Here is a 19842-nt window from a genome sequence, read left to right on the forward strand (position 1 = left end):
TAGCGCCGTTTTACCACCCCTCCAAACACAGCCTACCGCCATGTCTCCGACCCGCACTTCCCGTGGCCGATTTCCGGTCGCGCGCCCCCTCGTTGCCGCTCTTTCCGCCCTGCTGCCGCTGGTAGCAGCCGCCCAGGAAACCCCTGCCGCCAAGGATCCGGTTGCCCTCGATGCCCTGCAGGTGACCGCGCAGCGCCGCGTCGAGAACGCCAAGGACGTACCGGTCGCACTGAGCGCGATCCAGGGCGAGAAGCTGGATGTGCTCGGCTCGGCCGGCGATGACATCCGCTTCCTGGCCGCGCGCGTGCCCAGCCTCAACATCGAGTCGTCCTACGGCCGTGCCTTCCCGCGCTTCTACATCCGCGGCCTGGGCAACACCGATTTCGACCTCAATGCTTCGCAGCCGGTGTCGCTGGTGTATGACGACGTGGTGCAGGAAAGCCCGCTGCTGAAGGGCTTCCCGCTGTTCGACCTGGCCAACGTGGAAGTGCTGCGCGGCCCGCAGGGCACGCTGTTCGGCCGCAACACCCCGGCCGGCGTGGTCAAGTTCGATTCGGCGCGCCCGTCGCAGGACGCCGATGGCTACGTGCGCGTGGGCTACGGCAGCTACAACAGCTGGAACGTGCAGGGCGCCTATGGCGGTCCGCTGACCGATCGCTGGTCGGCACGTGTCTCGGCGATCTACCAGCGCCGCGACGACTGGGTCGACAACACCCGCGTCGGCGCGCCCAACAGTGGCTTCGAAGGCTATGACGAAGCCGCCGGCCGCGTGCAGTTCCTGTACGAGGGCGACGATTTCGAAGCGCTGTTCAACCTGCACAAGCGCAAGCTCAACGGCACCGCACGCCTGTTCCGCGCCAACATCATCGAGAAGGGTGGCAATTCGCTGGTCGAGAACTTCGACCGCGACAAGGTCGCCAACGACGGCGTCAACTTCTCCGACCTGGAAACCTGGGGCGGCAGCGCGCGCCTGCAGTGGAACCTCGGCTCGGTCACCCTGCATTCGATCACCGGCTACGAGACCGCCGAATCGCTCAACCGTGGTGACATCGACGGTGGCTACGGTGCGGCCTTCCTCGGTGCCGGCAACTACGGCCCGGGCCTGATTCCGTTCTCGTCCGAGTCGGCCGACGGCCTGCCGCACCACCGCCAGTGGACGCAGGAAGTGCGCATCGAGTCCAACGAATGGGGCCGCTTCGACTGGCAGGCCGGCGTCTTCTACTTCGATGAAGACGTGACCATCAACAACTTCAACTATGACTCGCTGACCCCGGGCAACCCGCAGACCGGGCACGTGGTGCAGAACCAGCGCAACAAGGCCTGGGCAGTGTTCGCTTCGGGCGACTTCGATGTCACCGACCGCTTCAAGCTGCGCGCCGGCGTGCGCTACACCCAGGACAAGAAGGACTTCAGCGCCAGCGTGCTGCAGGCCGTTCCGTTCGGCACCCCGGTCAGCGGCCCGTACCTGGCCAACACCGACGTCAACGACGTCAGCTGGGATCTCAGCGGCGTGTACAAGCTGACCGACGACATCAACGCCTATGCCCGTGTTGCCAAGGGCTTCCGCGCGCCGTCGATCCAGGGTCGCCTGGCCTTCGCGCCGGGCCTGTCGCAGGCCGATTCGGAGAAGGTGATCTCGTATGAAGCCGGCATCAAGGCCGACCTGTTCGAGCGTCGTGCACGCCTGGGCCTGAGCGTGTTCCGCTACGACGTCGATGGCCAGCAGCTGATCGCCGTGGGCGGCGCCAACAACACCGCCACCCTGCTCAATGCCGACAAGACCATCGGCCAGGGCGTGGAGCTGGACCTGGAGGCCTACCTGGCCGACAACGTGCTGCTGACCTTCGGCAGCAGCTACAACGACACCGAGATCAAGGACAAGAACCTGGCGGTGGCGATCTGCGGCGGTGGCTGCACCATCACCGACCCGACCACGGTGATCAACGGCCAGACCTATGCGCTGGTCAACGGCAACCCGTTGCCGCAGGCACCGAAGTGGATCCACAACGCGACCCTGCGCGTGGGCTTCCCGCTCAGCGACGGCAGCGAGCTGTATGCCTACACCGACTGGGCCTACCGCAGTGCGGTGAACTTCTTCATCTACGAGTCGCCGGAATTCCGCGGCCGTAGTTCGCTGGAAGGCGGCCTGCGCCTGGGCTACAACTGGGATTACGGCCAGTACGACGTGGCCGTGTTCGGCCGCAACCTGACCAACCAGACCCGCGTGGTCGGTGCGATCGACTTCAACAACCTGACCGGCTTCCTCAACGAGCCGCGTACCTGGGGCGTGGAGTTCACCGCAAAGTTCTGATGCGGTTGCTGCATTGATGCAATGAAGAAGGGCCGGCGCACTGCCGGCCCTTCTGTTTCCTGCTTCCTGTAGAGCCGAGCCTGCGCTCGGCTGCTCTGAGCCGAGCATGGCTCGGCTCTACAGAGACGTGGCTTACAACGCGCTCTGCGGGCGCATCTTCAGCACCGCATTCTCGGTGGTGCAGTCACGGCTGGAATGCAGGCCGGCCTTGCGTGCGGCGGCGATTTCCCTGCGCGCGGCCAGCAGGTCCTTGTTGAACGCCGCGTTGTCGTGCAGGCGGGCCACGGCGGCGGCGCCCATGAAGCGGCCTTCCAGGATGTCGCTCTGCCAGTGCACGTTGCACACCAGGCGGCTCTCGCCGTAGTTGCGGCCGCGGGCCTGGATGGCATCGGCACGGTCCGGTGCGATCTCCGACAGGATCAGCGCCCAGGCCCAGCCGATCGAGGTATGGCCGGACGGGTAGGAGCCGTTCTTGCGCAGGCCCTCTTCATCCTTCGGCGAGCAGGTCGGCTCACCATTGACCATGAACGGGCGCGGCCGCTGGTAGTGGTTCTTGGCGGCCTTGGTGGCGGCACTGGCGTCGATCCGGCTGCGCTCCAGCAGGCGGTACAGCGCCGGCGTCTTCACCGCGTCGACGTCGATATCGGCGGCGCAGGAGAAGTGGTTGGCGCCTTCCGGGAAGCCGAGCTCGGCATCGACGCCGGCCTGGGCGAAGCGCGGGCTGCCACGCAGCGCACGGGCTTCACGGCTGACCTGTTCGTCCAGCGCGAGGGCGGCTGAGCCGGCCACCGGCGGCGCCGGCACCAGATCGAGGCTGGCCGGAACCGCATCCTTGTCCAGGTAGCCGACCGCCTTGGTGGTGATGTTGGCTTCGACGGCGGTCGGCTTGGCGGCGGTGGCCGCACAGCCGGCCAGGGCCATGGCAACGGCCAGGCCGAGCAGCGGACGGGCAGGGGGGGAAATCAGCGACATGGACGGGCTCCAAAGAAAAACTCCGCGCCATGATCGCAGCCCGGATACGACACTGCAGTGGCCATCGGTCATACGGCCAGACCCGGCATGGTCCGTGCCGCGATGCGAAAACCGTCATCGAAGGTTGTCAATCTCCTGAATCAGGGCGCAGCGCACGGACTTTCACGCGCCTGCGCCGCGAGCATCGGCGCAACGGCGAGCGCCAGCGCCGTCCAGTTCCAGCCGGGTCGGGGGGATCCGCTGACAGAGGGAGAGAAGCGATGCGCAGCACCGCAACAGGAAGTACCGTCCTGGCCCTGCTCCTGGGGCTGGCCGCCGCACCGGCGCAGGCCGCCGATGTGGTCGGCGTGGCCTTCGTGCATGGCACCGGCGCGCAGACCAATGCCACCCAGGACTACTGGCAGCCGGCCATCATCGACACCGTGCGCCAGGGCCTGCCGAACAGCAGCAACTATGTGGTCATCAACTGCGACTTCACCCAGTACATGTGGAAGCCGGAGGCCGCCGGCTGCCTGGCCAACCAGCTGACCCGCTTCATCGACAGCCGCGGCATCACCCAGCTGGTGGTGATCACCCATTCCAACGGCGGCAACGTGGTGCGCTGGATCCTGTCCAACCCGACCTACGACAGCCGCTACCCGAAGATCATCCGCACGGTGCGCAAGGTCACCGCGCTGGCACCGTCCTCGGCCGGTACGCCGCTGGCCGATGCAGTGCTCAACGGCAATACCTTTGAAACCTCGCTGGGCTGGTTGCTGGGCTACAAGAACGATGCCGTGCGCCAGCAGCAGGTGGCCAGCATGGCCACCTACAACGCGCAGAACCTGTATGGCACCGCTGGCCGCCCGGCGCTGCCCAAACCGTTCCGCGCGGTGGTCGGCAGCGATGTCGAATCGGCGGTGTGGGACAGCAACAGCTACTGCGGGGGGTATGCCGCCAATGTCGGCCTGGAGTTCACCCAGAACTGGCTGTCGTCCTGCTCCGACGGCTTTCTGGAGTGCAGCAGCCAGAAGGCCGCCGGCACCACCTGGTTCACCGACACGCAGCGTACCCAGGGCGCTGAGCCGCTCAGCCACAACCAGAGCCGTCGCGAGTGCTTCGGCCTCGGCACGATCCTGCGCAACGACCTGACCCAGTGAGGGAGACGACCATGACAATCCATTCCACCTTGCTGGCCAGCGCGGTGCTGGCGGTGCTGTCCCTCTCCACAGCGCAGGCTGCGCAGCCGTTGAATGCCGCACGTGCCGGCGATCAGGTGCCCGCTGCGCTGGTGGCCGCGCCGTTGCCGGCCGATGCAAGCGAACACGCGCCGCTGTCCTTCGCCTGGGCGCTGGACCCGGCACAGCCATTGCAGACCGCAACACCGTATGCCTCGGTCAGCCGCAGTTATTGGCAGCAGGTGGATGGGGCGCAGCTGCAACGCGGCATCGTTCTGCCGCTGACCGCAGCGGACGCGGTGATCCAGCTGAGCCCGGCCGAAGGCGCGCGTGCATTGCCCGCCAGCGCGCTGCAGGTACGTGATCCGGCCGGGCGCAGCAGCGTGGCGCGCAGTGTCGATGCACGCGCGCTGCAGGACGCCGGGATGCCGGTGAACGATGGCAGCAGCATGCTGCGCACCGGCGCGGCCAGTGCGGTGGGTGGCTATACGCTGCGCAGCGCACAGGCGCAGGGCCGCTACGTGGTGCAGGTGCTGGAGCCGAACAGTCCGCTGCGGCTGGAGGTGCAGGCCAACCAGGCGCAGGTGCTGGCCGGTGGCAACGTACAGCTGCAGGCGCGCCTGCTGGAAGACGGCGCCAGCGCCGCGCAGCTTGCGTCACGGCGCGGTGGCCTGGGCGGTGAAGCGCTGCTGGTCGCGCCGGATGGCCGCAGTTGGCCGCAGCGCCTGCTGCGCTCCACCGATGGCGCCCTGCGCGCGCAGGTGCGGATCCCGGCCGAGGTGGGCAGCGTGCAGGGGCTATGGGAACTGCAGGTGTTCGCCCAGGCCGACGGCGTGCTGCGCGATGGCAAGGTGGCCTTCGCGGTGGCGCGGCCGACCGCGCGCTTCAGTGGCCAGGCGGCGCCGGACCCGGCCAGCCGCCGGGTGGCGCTGCCGGTGCAGGTGGCTACGGCCGGCCGTTACGAGGCACGCGGCACGCTGTATGCCACCGGCCGCGATGGCCAGCTGAAGCCAGTCGCGCAGGCGCATGCGGCGGCCTGGTTCGATGGCCCGGGCGTCGGCCCGCTGGTGCTGCCGTTCGATCAGGCCACACTGCCGGCCGGCTTCGGTGCGCCGTATGAGCTGCGCGATCTGCAGCTGCAGGACCAGAGCCGGATGGCACCGATCGAATCGCGCGCGCTGGCGCTGCGATTCTGAGGCCGGGTGCAGCGGGCCGAAACCCGGCCCGCTGCACCGACAACATGACGGGACGGCATGACGAGGGGGTTGAGTCGGTTTCCCGGGCCCGCCGGTTTCCCAAGCCCGACGGGTTTCCCGGGGGCGTCGCCTTACCCCGCGTACGCAGTCAGCCGGCCTTCCTGCTCGCACACGGTGATGACCCCGCCGAATACCGCCGACAGGGGCTCACTGCGCAGCAGCTCGGCGCGGGTACCATCGGCCAACACGCGGCCATCGCGCAGCAACACCACACGCTCGATCTCGGGAATGATTTCTTCGATGTGGTGGGTCACCAGCACCAGAGTGATGCCCTGCTGGGCCAGCACGCGCATGGTCGCCACCAGCTGCTCGCGGGCGACCAGATCCAGGCCGGTGGAGGGCTCGTCCAGCAGCAGTGCCTGCGGCCGGTTGACCAGCGCGCGCGCGATCAGCACGCGGCGGGTCTCGCCGGCCGACAGCTCGGCGTAGGCGCGTTCGCGCAGCGCCAGCGCACCGGTCATCGCCAGCGTCTCGACCACGCGCGCGCGCATGTCGGTGGTCACCTCGCGGAAGGCCGGCACCACGTAGCTGGCGAAGAAGCCGGACAGCACCGCCTGTTCCACGGTCAGCCCCGGCATGTCGGCCAGGTTGCTGCTGAGATCTCCGGTGACGATGCCCAGCTGTGAGCGCAGCCGGTCCACCTGCCAGCGGTTCTGGCCGAGCACCTTCACCGCCACCGCGCCGTCGCCCTGCGCCAGCGGATACAGCTCGCGGGTGATCAGCTTGATGAAGGTCGATTTGCCGCAGCCGTTGGGGCCGAGCAGGGCGGTGTGCTGGCCCTGCGCGATGCGCAGGCTGAGCCCGTGCAGCACTTTCACCTGGCCGCGCACCACGGTGGCGCGGTCCAGCTCGATCAAGGGCGGCAGCTCGGCGACGGGCGGGGCTGCGGTCATGGCGCTGGCGCGTGGATCAAGGCTCGACAACTCGGGTCCCCAACTGTGAACGGTGCCACGGATGGCGGTGGGCAGCACCGCCGCAGGGGTGCAGTTTGCAACGCAAGCGCCCATGATGTCTGCCATCCCCGCATCGATCCGGAGAGCCGCCGTGCCTGATGCCCTGATGTCCCTGTTGACCGGTGGTGTGCTCGGCCTGGGCTGGTGGGCCATGCTGGCGATGCTGCTGGTCTTCACCCAGATCACCATCTTCTCGGTGACCCTGTACCTGCACCGCAGCCAGGCCCATCGCGGCGTCGATTTCCATCCGGCGCTGGCCCATGTGTTCCGCTTCTGGCTGTGGCTGACCACCTCGATGATCACCCGTGAGTGGGTCGCCATCCATCGCAAGCACCACGCCAAGGTGGAGACCGAGGACGACCCGCACAGCCCGGTCACCCGCGGCATCGGCACCGTGTTCTGGCGCGGCGTGGAGCTGTATCGGGAAGCGCGCGGGATGCGCGCGGACATCGAGCAGTACGGGCGCGGTACCCCGGACGACGCGATCGAGCGCTATCTGTATACCCCGCACGCCACGCTGGGCCCGGTACTGTTGCTGGCGATCAACAGCGTGCTGTTCGGCCTGCCTGGCGTGGCCCTGTGGGCGATCCAGATGGCGTGGATCCCGTTCTGGGCGGCCGGCGTGGTCAACGGCCTCGGCCATTGGTGGGGCTACCGCAACTACGAATCGGCCGATACTTCCACCAACCTCACGCCGTGGGGGGTCTGGATCGGTGGCGAAGAGCTGCACAACAACCACCATGCCTTCCCCAGCTCGGCACGCTTTGCGATGCGGCGCTGGGAGCTGGACATCGGCTGGGGCGCGATCCGCCTGCTGCAGGCGCTGCGCCTGGCCAGGGTGCTGCGCGTGGCACCGGCCATGGACGTGCGCCCGAACATCGCCGTGCCCGACGCCGAGACCCTGAAGGCGCTGCTGTCGCATCGTTTCCAGGCGATGACCGACTACCAGCGCAACGTGTTCATGCCGGCGCTGCGCGAGGAAGCCAGCCACGCCGGCGCCAAGCTGCGCCGCCTGCTGCCGCGCCGCCTGCGCCGTGGCCTGGTCAACGATGGGCGCTGGCTGAAACCGGACAGCCGCGCCCAGCTCAGCGAATGGGTGGCGCAACGCCCGCGCATCCGCACCCTGGTCGAATACCGCGGGCGGCTGGCCACGCTGCTGGAGGCGCGCGGCCACGATGCGGCCGAGCGCCTGCGCCAGCTGCAGGCCTGGTGCCATGAGGCCGAGGAAAGCGGTATCGCGGCATTGCAGGCCTATGCGGCGCGTTTGAAGGGCTACCGCCTGGTGGGCGCGTGAGGGCAGGGTACGCCGTGCTGCTGATGGCGCTGCTGCCGGGCGCGGCGCTGGCCCAGGTCACCGACACCGCCAGCTACCTGCAGCGGATGGACAGCGACGGCGACGGCAAGGTCAGCGAGGCCGAGTACGTGCAGTGGATGCTGTACGCCTTCGACCGCATGGACCGCAACGGCGATGGCGTGCTGGGTGCCGACGAGCTGCCTGGCGGCAAGGGCAGGGCGATCCGCCGTGAACAGCAGCGGCAGGTGATCGTGCAGCGCTTCCACACGCAGGATGCCAACGGCGATGGCTTCCTGGACGCACGCGAGCTGGCCGCGCCGCCGCGCTGACGCTGCACCGTCGCCGGGCCATGCGCGGCGTAGAATCGGCGCATGCCTGAACTGCCCGAAGTCGAAACCACCCGCCGCGGCCTGGCGCCGCACCTGCAGGGTCGCCGCGTGCATGGGGTGATCCTGCGCCGGGCCGATCTGCGCTGGCCGATTCCGCCGGAAGTGGCCGAGCTGCTTCCGGGGCAGCGCATCGAGGACATCCGTCGCCGCGCCAAGTACCTGCTGCTGGATACCGCCCTCGGCAGCGCGGTGCTGCACCTGGGCATGTCCGGCAGCCTGCGCGTGCTGCCCGGCGATACCCCGCTGCGCGCCCACGACCATGTGGATATCAGCCTGGACAACGGCCGCCTGCTGCGCTTCAACGACCCGCGCCGCTTCGGCAGCCTGCTCTGGCAGCCGGCCGGCGAGATCCACCCGCTGCTGCAGGGGCTGGGCCCGGAGCCGCTGGACGATGCCTTCGACGGCGACTACCTGTTTGCCCGCAGCCGTGGCCGCAGCGCGCCGGTGAAGACCTTCCTGATGGACCAGGCGGTGGTGGTGGGCGTGGGCAACATCTACGCCGCCGAAAGCCTGTTCAAGGCCGGCATCAGCCCGCTGCGCGAGGCCGGGAAGATCTCGCGCGAGCGCTACCAGCGCTTGGCCGATGCAGTGAAGGAGATCCTCGGCTACGCCATCACCCGCGGCGGCACCACCCTGCGCGACTTCATCAGCCCCGACGGCGCGCCGGGCTATTTCGAGCAGGAGCTGCTGGTCTATGGCCGCGACGGGCTGCCGTGCCCGAACTGTGGGCGCGCGCTGAAGCACGCCACCATCGGTCAGCGCGCCAGCGTCTGGTGCAGCCACTGCCAGCGTTGAGGCGGGCGGCCAGCGGCAGCTGAACGGGCAGGGCGCATCTCCGCTGCCCGTTAACGTTTGTCTGCCTATCATGGCCCACCTTCCTTCTGTGCCTGACGCGCCTGCATGCAACGACGCGACTTCATCCGCAATGCCTCCCTCGCCCTGGCTGCATTCGGCCTGCCGTCCCTGCCCGCATGCGCGGCCAGCAAGAGCGGCCAGATGGGCCTGCGCCGCCTCGGCCAGCCGCAGCCGTTCGACTTCGCCACGCTGAAGGGCCAGGCGCGCGCGCTGGCGCAGGCGCCCTACAAGAGCCACAAGCGCGTACTGCCGGGGCGCCTGGAAGGGCTGGACTGGGACCAGTACCAGTCGATCGGCTACCGCCAGGACCACGCCCTGTGGGCTGACCAGCCGGGCAAGTTCCAGGCCAAGTTCTTCCACCTCGGCCTGTACTTCCACTCGCCGGTGCGCATGTTCGATGTGGTCGACGGCAAGGCGCAGGAGCTGGCCTATGACGGCGCGGCATTCAACTACGGCAAGAGCGGCATCAAGGATGGCGAGTTGCCGGCCGATCTGGGCTTCGCCGGTTTCCGCCTGAACACCCGCAAGGACACCGACCGCGACTTCGCCGCGTTCCTCGGCGCCAGCTACTTCCGTGCGGTTGGCAAGGAAGGCCAGTACGGCCAGTCGGCGCGCGGCCTGGCAATCGACACCGGCATGGGCAAGCCGGAGGAATTCCCCGATTTCATCGCCTATTACCTGGAGCAGCCGTCGGCCGATTCGGAGACGATCGTGGTCTATGGCCTGCTGGATTCGCCCAGCGTGGCCGGCGCCTATCGCTTTGCGATCACCAACGGCGATGTGTTGCTGATGGATATCGACAGCGCGCTGTACCCGCGCAAGGCGATCGAGCGGCTGGGCATCGCACCGTGCACCAGCATGTACCAGGTGGGCGAGAACGACCGCCGCATGGGCTGGGACTGGCGCCCGGAGATCCACGATACCGATGGCCTGTCGCTGTGGACCGGTGCCGGTGAATGGATCTGGCGGCCGCTGCTGAACCCGCGCAATCTGCGCTTCAACATGTTCGTGGATCGCAACCCGCGTGGCTTCGGCCTGCTGCAGCGTGACCGCAACTTCGATCATTACCAGGACGACGGCGTGTTCTACGAGAAGCGCCCGTGCCTGTGGGTGGAACCGAAGGGCGAGTGGGGCGAGGGCTCGGTGCAGCTGGTGGAGATTCCCACCGTGGACGAGACCTTCGACAACATCGTCGCCTTCTGGAACCCCAAGGAAAAGCCGCAACCGGGCCAGGAGCTGCTGGTCGGCTATCGCCTGTACTGGGGCGCCGAACCGCCGGCACGCCCGCCGCTGGCGCACTGCGTGGCCAGTCGCACCGGGCTGGGTGGCATCATCGGCAAGAAGCGCGAGTACTTCAGCTGGCGCTTCGCGGTCGATTTCGAAGGCGGCGAACTGGCCGCGCTGATCGACAAGGCCGAGGTGGAGGCGGTGGTGGAAACCAGCCGTGGCCGGGTCGAGATCGTGTCGGCGCGCCCGCTGCGCGAGATCAATGGCTACCGTGCGATGTTCGACCTGGTGCCACCGGAAGGCAGCACCGAGCAGATCGATATCCGGCTGTTCCTGCGCAGCGGCGGCAAGACCCTTACCGAGACCTGGCTGTACCAGTACACGCCGCCACCGGCGGGCGCGCCGGAGCGCACGTTGTACTAAGAGGGGTGTTGGGTTGCAGGGCTTGCAGCCCTGCACCTGCTGACGTCAACGTCAACGTCAAAAGCGGGCATTTCGTTGGATGGCGGGGTGGGTCCGGTTGAGGGGGACGGCGTAAATACGTCCATGTAGCCTCGGTCGCGCCATCCATGGCGCTCACGCCCCCTCAACCGGACCCACCCCGCCTTCGACAGTTTTCCGCGATCTGTCGGAACAACTCATGGGGTCAGATCCGTTTCGATATCCGACAGATGTGTCGACCAAGGTCGACACCTACCAACAGCCGTGGGGACCTGTCGAAGGCGGGGCACTGTGGGTTTGCGGGGTGTGAGCCGCATGGATGCGGCGACCAAGGCTACATGGACGTACTTGCGCCGTCCCCGCACACCCACAGTGCCCCGCCATCCCACGGAACGCCAGCTTTCGCTGTTGCCGTGGCTGTTGCCTCTGCGGGTGCAGGGCGCAGCCCTGCCGAACACCCCTTACAACGGCAGTGGCGCCTGCATCGGCTCGATCCGCCCTTCTCCACGGGTGATCTTCTTGAACTCGGCACGGCTGACCGATACGTAGCGGTCGTTGCCACCGATTTCCACCTGCGGGCCGTCCTGTACCGCGTGGCCATGCTCGTCCACGCGCACGGTCATCGTCGCCTTCTTGCCGCTGTGGCAGATCGTCTTGATCTCCTGCATCTCGTCGGCCCAGGCCAGCAGGTACTGGCTGCCTTCAAACAGTTCGCCGCGGAAGTCGGTGCGCAGCCCGTAGCACAACACCGGAATGCGCAGCTGGTCGACCACCTCGCTGAGCTGCCAGACCTGGGCGCGGGTCAGGAACTGCGCCTCGTCCACCAGCACGCAGCCCATCGGCCCGTTCGCGGCCAGGTCCTGTTCCACCCAGTGCTGCAGGTCGGTGTCGCGGTCGAAGGCCATGCCGTCGGCGCGCAGCCCGATGCGCGAGGCGACCACGCCGGCCCCGGCGCGATCATCCAGGCGCGGGGTCAGGATCGCCACCCGCATGCCGCGCTCGCGGTAGTTGTGCGCGCTCTGCAGCAGCGTGGTGGTCTTGCCGGCGTTCATCGCCGAATAGTAGAAATAGAGCTTGGCCATCGGCCAATTCTAGTCGCCCCCCGGCTCGCCGTCGCGGACCACGGCCGGCACCCCGACGTCGACCTGGGGCGTCCGTGCCGGCCGCCAGTAGTTGTCCTGCAGGCACCAGTAGTCGGCGGCGCGCCAGTAGCGGTCGTCGTAGACGATGCTTCCCGGTGTGCGGATATCCGCCTCGCTGCCACGGCGCTGAATCACGACCAGGCCTGAACTCACATAGCCGACACGGCTGCCGGTGATCCGCTGGCGCCCGTCACGCAGCGCCTGTTCCATGCGCGGCTTGGCCACGCGGTCGCCGTAGTCGGCATACACCTGCTGCCCGCGCGCGATCGCCTGCGCCTGCTGCGACGGGTCCAGCCGCGCCCAGTAGTGTTCACGCAGCAGCAGGAAGTCGTGGTACATGCGCTCGGCGGCCAGGTCCATCCACACGTAGGCCATCACCGGGTCGGCGGCAGTGCCGCTGCCCTGCTGGTACATGCGCGCCACCATCGCCTGCGAGAACTTGTCGGCATAGCGCGCCGAACGCCGGTAGTACTCCAGTGCCCTGGCCGGTTGCCGGTTGCGCTCGGCGCGCTGTGCCAGGCTGCGCCAGTACAGATCCGGGTGGGCGTCGAAGAAGCCGCCGGTGAGTACCGTGTCCGGGATCGGGCGCGGTTCCTCCAGCGGGCAATCGGACGCGCCGGCGGTGGTGGCGATCGACACGATCAGCAGCAGGACCGATGCAATGCGAATTCCCTTCATGGATTCCCTCCCTGCGGGCCATGGCCCGCAAACGCATGTCAGCGCGCCGGATCTTCGACGGTGCGCAACGGGCCGACCTCGACGCTCTGGCTGCGGCTGCCGTGCTGCCAGATCTGGTCCTGCAGGCACCAGTACGCGGCCGGATCCCAATACGCATCGCGGTAATAGTCGTCGCCGCTGACTGGGCGATCGGCCTCTGGTCCTTCGCCAAGGGCCAACCGCAGCCCTGGATTGACGAAGCCGGTGCGGCTGCCGGTCATGCTGTTGCGCGCCGTGCGCAGCACGGTTTCCATGCGCGGCTTGGCCACCGCATCGCCGTAGCGTGCGTACAGCGCCGGGCCTTCGGCCAATACGCGCCGCTGTTGAGCGGCGTCCAGGCGCTGCCAATAGCGCTCGCGCTCGACCAGCAGGTCGCGGTAGCCACGTTCGGCCGCCAGGTCCATCCAGATGTAGGCCAGTACCGGGTCGGCCGCCGTGCCGGTCCCCTCCTGGTACATCCGTGCCACCAGCGCCTGCGAGGGCTTGTCGGCGTACAGGCTGGCGCGCTGGAAGCGGGCCAGTGCCTGTGCCGGCCGGCCGCGCCGCCAGGCAGTCTGGCCCAGGTCGCGCCAGTACAGATCGGGGTGGGCCTGCAGGAAGCCTTCGGTCAGCAGCGCCGGCGGGATCGACGCGACCGGCTGGGTCTGGCAGGCCTGGCCGGGGGCTGCGACTGCCGCCAGCAACAGCACGACCCAGACGGTGGGCCGCCATGGCCGTGCGAAGAGGATCGGTGACATGGACCACGCTCCTGTGTTCCGGTGCCGATTCAATACCTTACGTTCCCCGAGCACGCAAGTCAGGTGGGTCCGCCAGCACCCCGCTACAATCCTGTCCCCATGCACGGTCTGAATCCTCCCCAAGCTGCCGCTGTCCTGCACATCGAAGGCCCGCTGCTGGTGCTCGCCGGCGCCGGCAGCGGCAAGACGCGCGTGATCGTGGAAAAGATCGCCCACCTGATCGGCAGTGGCCGCTATCCGGCGCGCCGCATCGCAGCGATCACCTTCACCAACAAGTCGGCCAAGGAAATGCGCGAGCGCGTGGCCAAGCGCCTGCGCGAGCAGGATGCCGACGAGGTGACGATCTGCACCTTCCACGCGCTGGGCCTGAAGTTCCTGCAGATCGAACACGCTGCAGTGGGCTTGAAGCGCGGCTTCTCGATCTTCGACGCCGACGATGCCGCCGCGCAGATCAAGGACCTGATGTACGGCGCCAAGCCCGATGACATCGAGGACATGAAGAACCTGGTGTCGCGTGCGAAGAACGCCGGCCTGTCGCCCGAACAGGCAATGGCCGCCGCACGCAGCAACCGCGAGAAGGAAGCGGCCAGCGTCTACGAGCGCTACCAGCTGCGGCTGACCGCCTTCAACGCGGTGGATTTCGACGACCTGATCCGCCTGCCGGTGCAGGTGCTGGAAGAAAACCCGGAGATCGCCGTGGCCTGGCGCGAACGCATCGGCTACCTGCTGGTGGACGAATGCCAGGACACCAATGACGCGCAGTACCGCCTGCTCAAGCAGCTGGCCGGCGAAAAGGGCAACTTCACCTGCGTGGGTGACGATGACCAGTCGATCTACGCCTGGCGCGGCGCCAACCCGGAAAACCTGCAGCAGATGGGGCGTGACTACCCCACGCTGGAAATCATCAAACTGGAGCAGAACTACCGCTGTTCCAACCGCGTGCTGCGCGCGGCCAACGCGCTGATCGCCAACAATCCGCACGAGCACCTGAAGAAACTGTGGAGCGACCAGGCCGACGGGGAGCGCATCCGCGTGTGGGAATGCCGCAACAGCGAACACGAAGCAGAAAAGGTCGCCGCCGAGATCGCCTTCGTGGCGCAGTCGCGCAAGGTGCCGTGGAGCGATTTCTGCATCCTGTTCCGTGGCAACTTCCAGTCGCGCCCGCTGGAAAAGGCCATGCAGCTGCTGCGCATTCCTTACCACCTGACCGGCGGCACCATGTTCCTGGAGCGCCAGGAAGTGAAGGACACGCTGGCCTGGCTGCGGCTGCTGGTGAACCCGGATGATGACACCGCGTTCATGCGCGCGGTGCAATCGCCCAAGCGCGACGTCGGCGCAGGCACGCTGGCCAGGCTGGCCGAGCTGGCGCAGGAAAAGGACATGCCGATGGCGCAGGCCGCCGAAGCGATCGGCGCCCTGCAGCAGCTGCCGCCGCGCGCGGCCAACAGCCTGGCGCGCTTCACCGACATCCTGCGCGACCTGCGCGCGCAGACCCGGCAGGTCAGTTCCGGTGACATGATCCGCAAGGTCGCCAAGGAATCGGGCCTGCTCAGCGAACTGCGCCAGCAGGCCAAGGAAGAAGCCAGTTACCAGCGCCGCGCCAACAACATCGAGGAACTGGCGCAGTGGTTCGAGGGCGGCCCGCGCGGAGCCACCGCCGCCGACCTGGCCGGCCAGCTGGCGCTGCTGTCACGCAGCGACAAGGACGAGGGCGGCAACCAGGTGCGCATGATGACCATGCACGCCTCCAAGGGCCTGGAATTCCCGTACGTGTTCATCGTCGGCTGCGAGGACGGCGTGCTGCCGCACCAGGTCAGCCTGGATGAGGGCAACCTGCAGGAGGAACGGCGCCTGCTGTACGTGGCCATCACCCGCGCCAAGATCCAGCTGTGGATGAGTTACAGCAAGCTGACCCGCAAGTTCGGCGAGCATGTGCGGTTGAAGCCGAGCCGGTTCTTCGAGGAGATTCCGGCCGAGGAAATCCAGCGCGATGGCGCCGACCCGGTGGCCGACGCGGCGCGCAAGAAGGAGCGTGCCAGCGCGGGACTGGCCGCGATCGAAGCGCTGTTCGATTGATCGGCGAAGCTGTAGAGCCGAGCCCGTGCTCGGCTAGCGTATTGACGGATCAGCCGAGCATGGGCTCGGCTCTACAATCGGCATATCCCAGCAGAGATCCGCGCATGCATCCCATCGAGAGTGAACGCCTGCGGCTGCGGGCCATTGAACCGGACCGCGACGCGGCGCCGATGCTGGCCCTGCTCAACGATCCCGGCTTCCTGCGCTTCATCGGCGACCGCAACGTGCGCAGCGAGGAACAGGCGCGTGAGTACATCGCGCTGCGTGTGCTGCACAGCTATGCGCTGAACGGGTTCGGCATGTACGCCATCGAGCGCAGGGCCGACGGCGCGTGGCTGGGCAATGCCGGGCTGGTGCGGCGTGATGGACTGCCGGGGCCGGATATCGGCTATGCAGTGCTGTCGGAATTCGCCGGGCAGGGCTATGCCGGTGAAGCGGCGCAGGCGGTGTTGGCGCATGCGCGGGCGGAGCTGGGCATCGAGGATCTGTACGGCATCACCGACCTGGGCAACGTGGCGTCCGGGAAAATCCTGCTGGGGCTGGGCATGCACGAGCGCGGGGTGATCCAGTTGCCGGGCATCGAGAGCGCCAGCCGCCTGTATGCCACGCTGGGGGCGGCAGAGGTCGGGTAGTGCCGGCCGCTGGCCGGCAACCCACCGTTCAGCCGCGCAGTTCGGCCAGCTGCGCCTGCAGCTCGGCCACCGCCGCTTCCAGCTGGGCCACGCGCTCGGCCAGGCCGGGGTCAGCCGCGTCACTGCCACCACCGCTGCTGGCGTACTTCGCCGCCAGGGCCGCACCATCCACTTCACCGCACAGCAGGTGCATGTAGCGGTCCTCGCGCTGGCCGCTGGCACGCGGCAGCACCATCAGCAGCGCGCGCTGCTGCAGGCGCTCGATGGCGTGCCGGGCCTCGTCGGTATCGGCGAAACGGTGCAGGCGCTCGCTGCGCGAGACCAGTTCGCCCAACGTCTGTGGCCCGCGCAGCAGCAGCATCGCCAGCAGCACGGTCTGCTGCCGGGTCAGGTCCAGCGCGGCCTGCAGCCGGTGTTCGTAGCGGTCGGCACGCGAGGAGAAGTGCTGGCGGGCCAGCCCCAGCGTCTCCAGCTGGCGCAGGGCGTGCTGCACGCTGCCGGCATCGACGTTCATCACCGGCTCGCGGGCGGTCTTCTGGTTGGCCGCCGACTGGGCCGCGTTGACCGTCAGCGGATAGGTATCCGGGGTGGTCGCCTCCTTCTCCACCAGGCAGCCGAGCAGGCGGGCCTGCACGGCATCGAGCAGGGGGACGTCGGGGGTCTGGACGGAATCGGTCATGGCGGCCTCCGGAGGGGCAACGGGTCAACCACCAAGCATAGCCGTCCCAGGGCCGCCTTTGCCGGTAAAATGCGCCGGTATATCTGATTGCCGGTGAATCCATGCGTCGTCCCGTTTCCCTGTCTGTGACCCTGCTCGCCACCGCGGTGCTGGGCCTGTCCGCCTGCAAGCGTGTGGAGGCGCCTGCCGCTGAAGCCGCTGCCCCGCAGGCTCCGGCCGCTGCCGCCAAGGCCGATGGCGCACCCGATGCGAGCGCCAACGACAACCTCAACGCGGTGCTGTGGATGCAGCGCGCGCAGGAGTACAAGGCGATCACCGAGCAGACCTACCGCGCCGCCGCCGACCACCTGGATGTGGCGCTGAAGGAAGCCCACTGGGACGCGCTGGTACCGGAAGAGCGCGGCAACGAGGCCAAGGGCCTGAAGCCGGCGGTGGTGCTGGACGTGGACGAGACCGTGCTGGACAACTCGCCCTACCAGGCGCGCCTGGTGCGCGATGGCAAGGAATACGATGAACTGAGCTGGGACCAGTGGGTGGCCGAAAAGAAGGCCAAGGCCATTCCCGGCGTGGTCGATTTCGCCAAGGCCGCCAATGCCAAGGGCGTGACCCTGCTGTACATCTCCAACCGCGCCGTGCACCTGAAGGATGCCACCCTGGCCAACCTGCGCGAGCAGGGCCTGCCGGTGGCCGATGACAGCGTGTTCTTGGGCCTGGGCACCGTCGTTGAAGGCTGCGAGCAGGCCGGCAGCGAGAAGAACTGCCGCCGTCGCCTGGCCGGGCAGAAGTACCGCGTGCTGATGCAGTTCGGCGACCAGCTGGGCGACTTCGTGGAAGTGACCGCCAACACCAATGAAGGCCGTGATGCGCTGCTGCAGCAGTACCACGACTGGTTCGGCGAACGCTGGTGGATGCTGCCGAACCCGACCTACGGCGGCTTCGAGCCGGCCCAGTTCAACAACGACTACAGCCAGTCGCGCCAGGCCCGTCATGACGCCAAGCGCGCCGCGCTGGACTACGCACCGTGAGCCGCGCACCGCTGCCGCTGCGCGATGACGAGCGCCTGATCTTCGCGCTGGACGTGCCCGACCGTGTGCAGGCGCTGGAGTGGGTGGACCGTCTCGGCGACAGCGTGGCGTTCTACAAGATCGGCATGGAACTGCTGGCCTCCGGCGAGTACTTCCAGGTGCTCGATGAGCTGGCCCGCCGCGACAAGCGCGTGTTCGTCGACCTGAAGTTCTTCGACATCCCGGCCACCGCCGCGGCGGTGATCAAGCGCCTGTCGCAGTGGCCGGTCAGCTACGCCACCATCCATGGCTGGCACCCGGCGATGATGGAAGCCTGCGCGGCCGCCAACAGCAGCGACATGCGCCTGCTGGCGGTGACCGTGCTGACCTCGATGGGGCGCCCGGACCTGGCGCAGATGGGCATCGACCGCGAGCCGGTGGACGTGGTGGTCGAGCGCGCGCTGGCGGCCCAGACCGCCGGCATCGACGGGGTGATCGCCTCGGGCCAGGAAGCCGGTCCGATCCGCGCCGCCACCGGTGCCGGGTTCTCGATCGTGTGCCCTGGCATCCGCCCCGGTGGCCCGGTCGGCGATGACCAGAAGCGTACCGTTGGCGTGGCCCAGGCCTTTGCCGATGGCGCCGACGCCATCGTGGTCGGCCGCCCGATCCGCCTGGCCGCCGATCCGCAGGCTGCCGCGCGGGCCATCCAGCAGGAAATCGCGTCGGCTCTGGCTGCACGCTGAGCCTGCCGGCGCAGCCGGTCACAGCGCAATACCGAACGCCATCCCGTCATCTGCGGGATGGCGTTCTCATTTGCGTGTTCGCTGCTGTCGCAGATATCCCCAACCGGGAAAAACGTGCGCGCGATCGTGTTCGCAGGCCGGACCCTCCTTCCCAATCGATGCACCGGCACCGGACCACACGGAGCTGCCGGTTCAACCATCGAGAGAGGGAGTACATGGATATGTATCGCAGCACCTCGTTGTTCGCCGGCCTGCTGATGGCCGCATCCGCCCTGCCGGCCAGCGCCACAGCGCAACCGCGCGAAGCACCGCGCATCATCGGCGGAGAGGCCGCACAGGCTGGCGAGTATCCCTTCATGGTCAGCATCCAACGCCTGTCGTCGGGTGACAGTGATCATGGCCGCCACTGGTGCGGCGCGACGCTCATTTCCCCGTCGTGGATACTGACCGCCTCGCACTGCGTACAGGGTGATCGCCCCGCAGACCTTGCCGTGCTCGGCGGGGCCACCACGCTCTCCGGCGAACCTTCCGCGCGGGCATCCAACATCAAGGCCATCCACATGCACCCGGCCTACAACAGTGGCAATTCGCTGGAGCACGATGTAGCCCTGATCCAGCTCAGCGCTCCCCTGGAGGGCGCGCAGCCGGTCAACCTGCGGCTGCAGCCGGATGCCAGCTATCTCAAGCCGGGCCGCGCGTTCACCGTGATCGGTTGGGGTGATACCGACGGCGGCGACGGTCGGCTCTATCCCACCCAGCTGCAGACGGTGCAGGTGCCGTTCGTGGCTTTCAACGAATGCCAGCAGGCCTATGGCGGCGAACTGTCGCGCGGCAAGGTGATCTGTGCCGGCCGCGAGGGCATGGACAGCTGCCAGGGCGATTCCGGAGGCCCCCTGCTGCTGCGGCTGAGCGAAGGCTGGACCCAGTTCGGCGTGGTCAGCTGGGGCGAGGGCTGTGCACTGGCGGGCTACCCGGGGGTTTATGCCCGAATCGCCGAAAAACATGCCGTAGATTTCATCGAGTCGGTCTGGCAGCGCGATTGATTCAATAAAATCAACAAGATACATAGTGTTAGATGAAGTGTTGCCTTAACTTGGAGGGCAGCGTAGGATCGCCGCCATCCGGTCTTTGGACCGGACATGTGCCACAACACTGTCCTCCGGCCTCGTGCCGGCTTGAAGAGCCTGCGATCCCCGTGATCCGGGCTCTTTTTTTGCGCGCGGGTCCGGTCCGGGGTCAGATCCCTTCTGCCCGTGG

The 19842-nt window shown here is 67.8% G+C and carries 18 protein-coding genes; 12 read left to right on the forward strand and 6 right to left on the reverse strand.

Annotation, left to right across the window (positions count from 1 at the left end; translation table 11 throughout):
- Positions 1–40 precede the first annotated feature (40 nt).
- Complete coding sequence (locus AC5YGJ_RS16790) at positions 41–2311, forward strand: TonB-dependent receptor (RefSeq protein WP_249842357.1); 2271 nt, start codon at positions 41–43, stop codon at positions 2309–2311.
- Positions 2312–2443: 132 nt separating this feature from the next.
- On the opposite strand, the gene AC5YGJ_RS16795 is transcribed toward AC5YGJ_RS16790, so the two are convergent.
- Positions 2444–3283: an acid phosphatase gene (locus AC5YGJ_RS16795; RefSeq protein WP_496187187.1), complete on the reverse strand. Its 840-nt coding sequence runs from the start codon at positions 3281–3283 to the stop codon at positions 2444–2446.
- Positions 3284–3543: 260 nt separating this feature from the next.
- On the opposite strand from AC5YGJ_RS16795, the gene AC5YGJ_RS16800 reads away from it, so the two are divergent.
- Positions 3544–4422, forward strand: coding sequence for a lipase family protein (locus tag AC5YGJ_RS16800; RefSeq protein WP_249842355.1), 879 nt, complete (start codon positions 3544–3546; stop codon positions 4420–4422).
- Positions 4423–4433: 11 nt separating this feature from the next.
- Positions 4434–5636: a DUF4785 domain-containing protein gene (locus AC5YGJ_RS16805; RefSeq protein ID WP_496187188.1), complete on the forward strand. Its 1203-nt coding sequence runs from the start codon at positions 4434–4436 to the stop codon at positions 5634–5636.
- Positions 5637–5767: 131 nt separating this feature from the next.
- Here AC5YGJ_RS16805 and AC5YGJ_RS16810 read toward each other — a convergent pair whose 3' ends face one another.
- Positions 5768–6589 carry an ABC transporter ATP-binding protein gene (locus AC5YGJ_RS16810; RefSeq protein WP_496187189.1) on the reverse strand — a complete coding sequence of 274 codons (822 nt, stop codon included), beginning with the start codon at positions 6587–6589 and terminating at the stop codon, positions 5768–5770.
- Positions 6590–6755: 166 nt separating this feature from the next.
- Here AC5YGJ_RS16810 and AC5YGJ_RS16815 point away from each other — a divergent pair, with 166 nt between their 5' ends.
- The 4 genes from AC5YGJ_RS16815 (at position 6756) to AC5YGJ_RS16830 (ending at position 10837) form a co-directional block, all read left to right on the forward strand.
- Positions 6756–7943, forward strand: a complete 1188-nt coding sequence (locus tag AC5YGJ_RS16815) for a DesA family fatty acid desaturase (RefSeq protein ID WP_496187190.1) — start codon at positions 6756–6758, stop codon at positions 7941–7943.
- On the forward strand, positions 7940–8272 hold the full coding sequence (locus AC5YGJ_RS16820) for an EF-hand domain-containing protein (protein ID WP_249842351.1): 333 nt from the start codon (positions 7940–7942) through the stop codon (positions 8270–8272). The genes AC5YGJ_RS16815 and AC5YGJ_RS16820 overlap by 4 nt, the downstream gene beginning before the upstream one ends.
- A 42-nt stretch (positions 8273–8314) precedes the next feature.
- Positions 8315–9127: a bifunctional DNA-formamidopyrimidine glycosylase/DNA-(apurinic or apyrimidinic site) lyase gene (mutM, locus tag AC5YGJ_RS16825; protein WP_249842350.1), complete on the forward strand. Its 813-nt coding sequence runs from the start codon at positions 8315–8317 to the stop codon at positions 9125–9127.
- Between the two features lie 105 nt (positions 9128–9232).
- Positions 9233–10837, forward strand: coding sequence for an OpgD/OpgG family glucan biosynthesis protein (locus AC5YGJ_RS16830; protein ID WP_107231346.1), 1605 nt, complete (start codon positions 9233–9235; stop codon positions 10835–10837).
- Positions 10838–11316: 479 nt separating this feature from the next.
- Here the strand turns inward: AC5YGJ_RS16830 and AC5YGJ_RS16835 are convergent, their stop codons facing one another.
- From AC5YGJ_RS16835 to AC5YGJ_RS16845, 3 genes are read right to left on the reverse strand one after another with little or no spacing between them, the layout of a single operon-like run.
- Positions 11317–11937 (reverse strand): thymidine kinase, encoded by a 621-nt coding sequence (locus AC5YGJ_RS16835; RefSeq protein WP_057498056.1) that lies wholly within the window; start codon positions 11935–11937, stop codon positions 11317–11319.
- Between the two features lie 9 nt (positions 11938–11946).
- The gene (locus AC5YGJ_RS16840) at positions 11947–12675 is read right to left on the reverse strand and encodes a sel1 repeat family protein (protein ID WP_496187191.1); all 729 of its coding nucleotides are present in this window, start codon (positions 12673–12675) and stop codon (positions 11947–11949) included.
- 38 nt (positions 12676–12713) lie between these two features.
- Positions 12714–13451, reverse strand: coding sequence for a hypothetical protein (locus tag AC5YGJ_RS16845; protein ID WP_496187192.1), 738 nt, complete (start codon positions 13449–13451; stop codon positions 12714–12716).
- A 99-nt stretch (positions 13452–13550) separates the two neighbouring features.
- On the opposite strand from AC5YGJ_RS16845, the gene AC5YGJ_RS16850 reads away from it, so the two are divergent.
- Together AC5YGJ_RS16850 and AC5YGJ_RS16855 are read left to right on the forward strand one after the other, a co-directional pair.
- On the forward strand, positions 13551–15527 hold the full coding sequence (locus tag AC5YGJ_RS16850) for a UvrD-helicase domain-containing protein (RefSeq protein ID WP_496187193.1): 1977 nt from the start codon (positions 13551–13553) through the stop codon (positions 15525–15527).
- Between the two features lie 104 nt (positions 15528–15631).
- On the forward strand, positions 15632–16159 hold the full coding sequence (locus AC5YGJ_RS16855) for a GNAT family N-acetyltransferase (RefSeq protein WP_496187194.1): 528 nt from the start codon (positions 15632–15634) through the stop codon (positions 16157–16159).
- Between the two features lie 28 nt (positions 16160–16187).
- On the opposite strand, the gene AC5YGJ_RS16860 is transcribed toward AC5YGJ_RS16855, so the two are convergent.
- Positions 16188–16838, reverse strand: a complete 651-nt coding sequence (locus AC5YGJ_RS16860) for a YceH family protein (RefSeq protein WP_249842344.1) — start codon at positions 16836–16838, stop codon at positions 16188–16190.
- Between the two features lie 101 nt (positions 16839–16939).
- Between AC5YGJ_RS16860 and AC5YGJ_RS16865 the strand changes: the two genes are divergently transcribed.
- From AC5YGJ_RS16865 to AC5YGJ_RS16875, 3 genes are all read left to right on the forward strand, one after another.
- Positions 16940–17863, forward strand: a complete 924-nt coding sequence (locus AC5YGJ_RS16865; protein WP_309340320.1) for a 5'-nucleotidase, lipoprotein e(P4) family — start codon at positions 16940–16942, stop codon at positions 17861–17863.
- Positions 17860–18585 (forward strand): orotidine-5'-phosphate decarboxylase, encoded by a 726-nt coding sequence (gene pyrF, locus AC5YGJ_RS16870; protein WP_249842342.1) that lies wholly within the window; start codon positions 17860–17862, stop codon positions 18583–18585. Before AC5YGJ_RS16865 ends, pyrF begins: the two co-directional genes overlap by 4 nt.
- A 215-nt stretch (positions 18586–18800) precedes the next feature.
- The gene (locus tag AC5YGJ_RS16875) at positions 18801–19628 is read left to right on the forward strand and encodes a S1 family peptidase (protein ID WP_409460727.1); all 828 of its coding nucleotides are present in this window, start codon (positions 18801–18803) and stop codon (positions 19626–19628) included.
- Positions 19629–19842: the final 214 nt, after the last annotated feature.

The sequence above is a fragment of the Stenotrophomonas sp. CS3K5 genome, assembly GCF_059515225.1.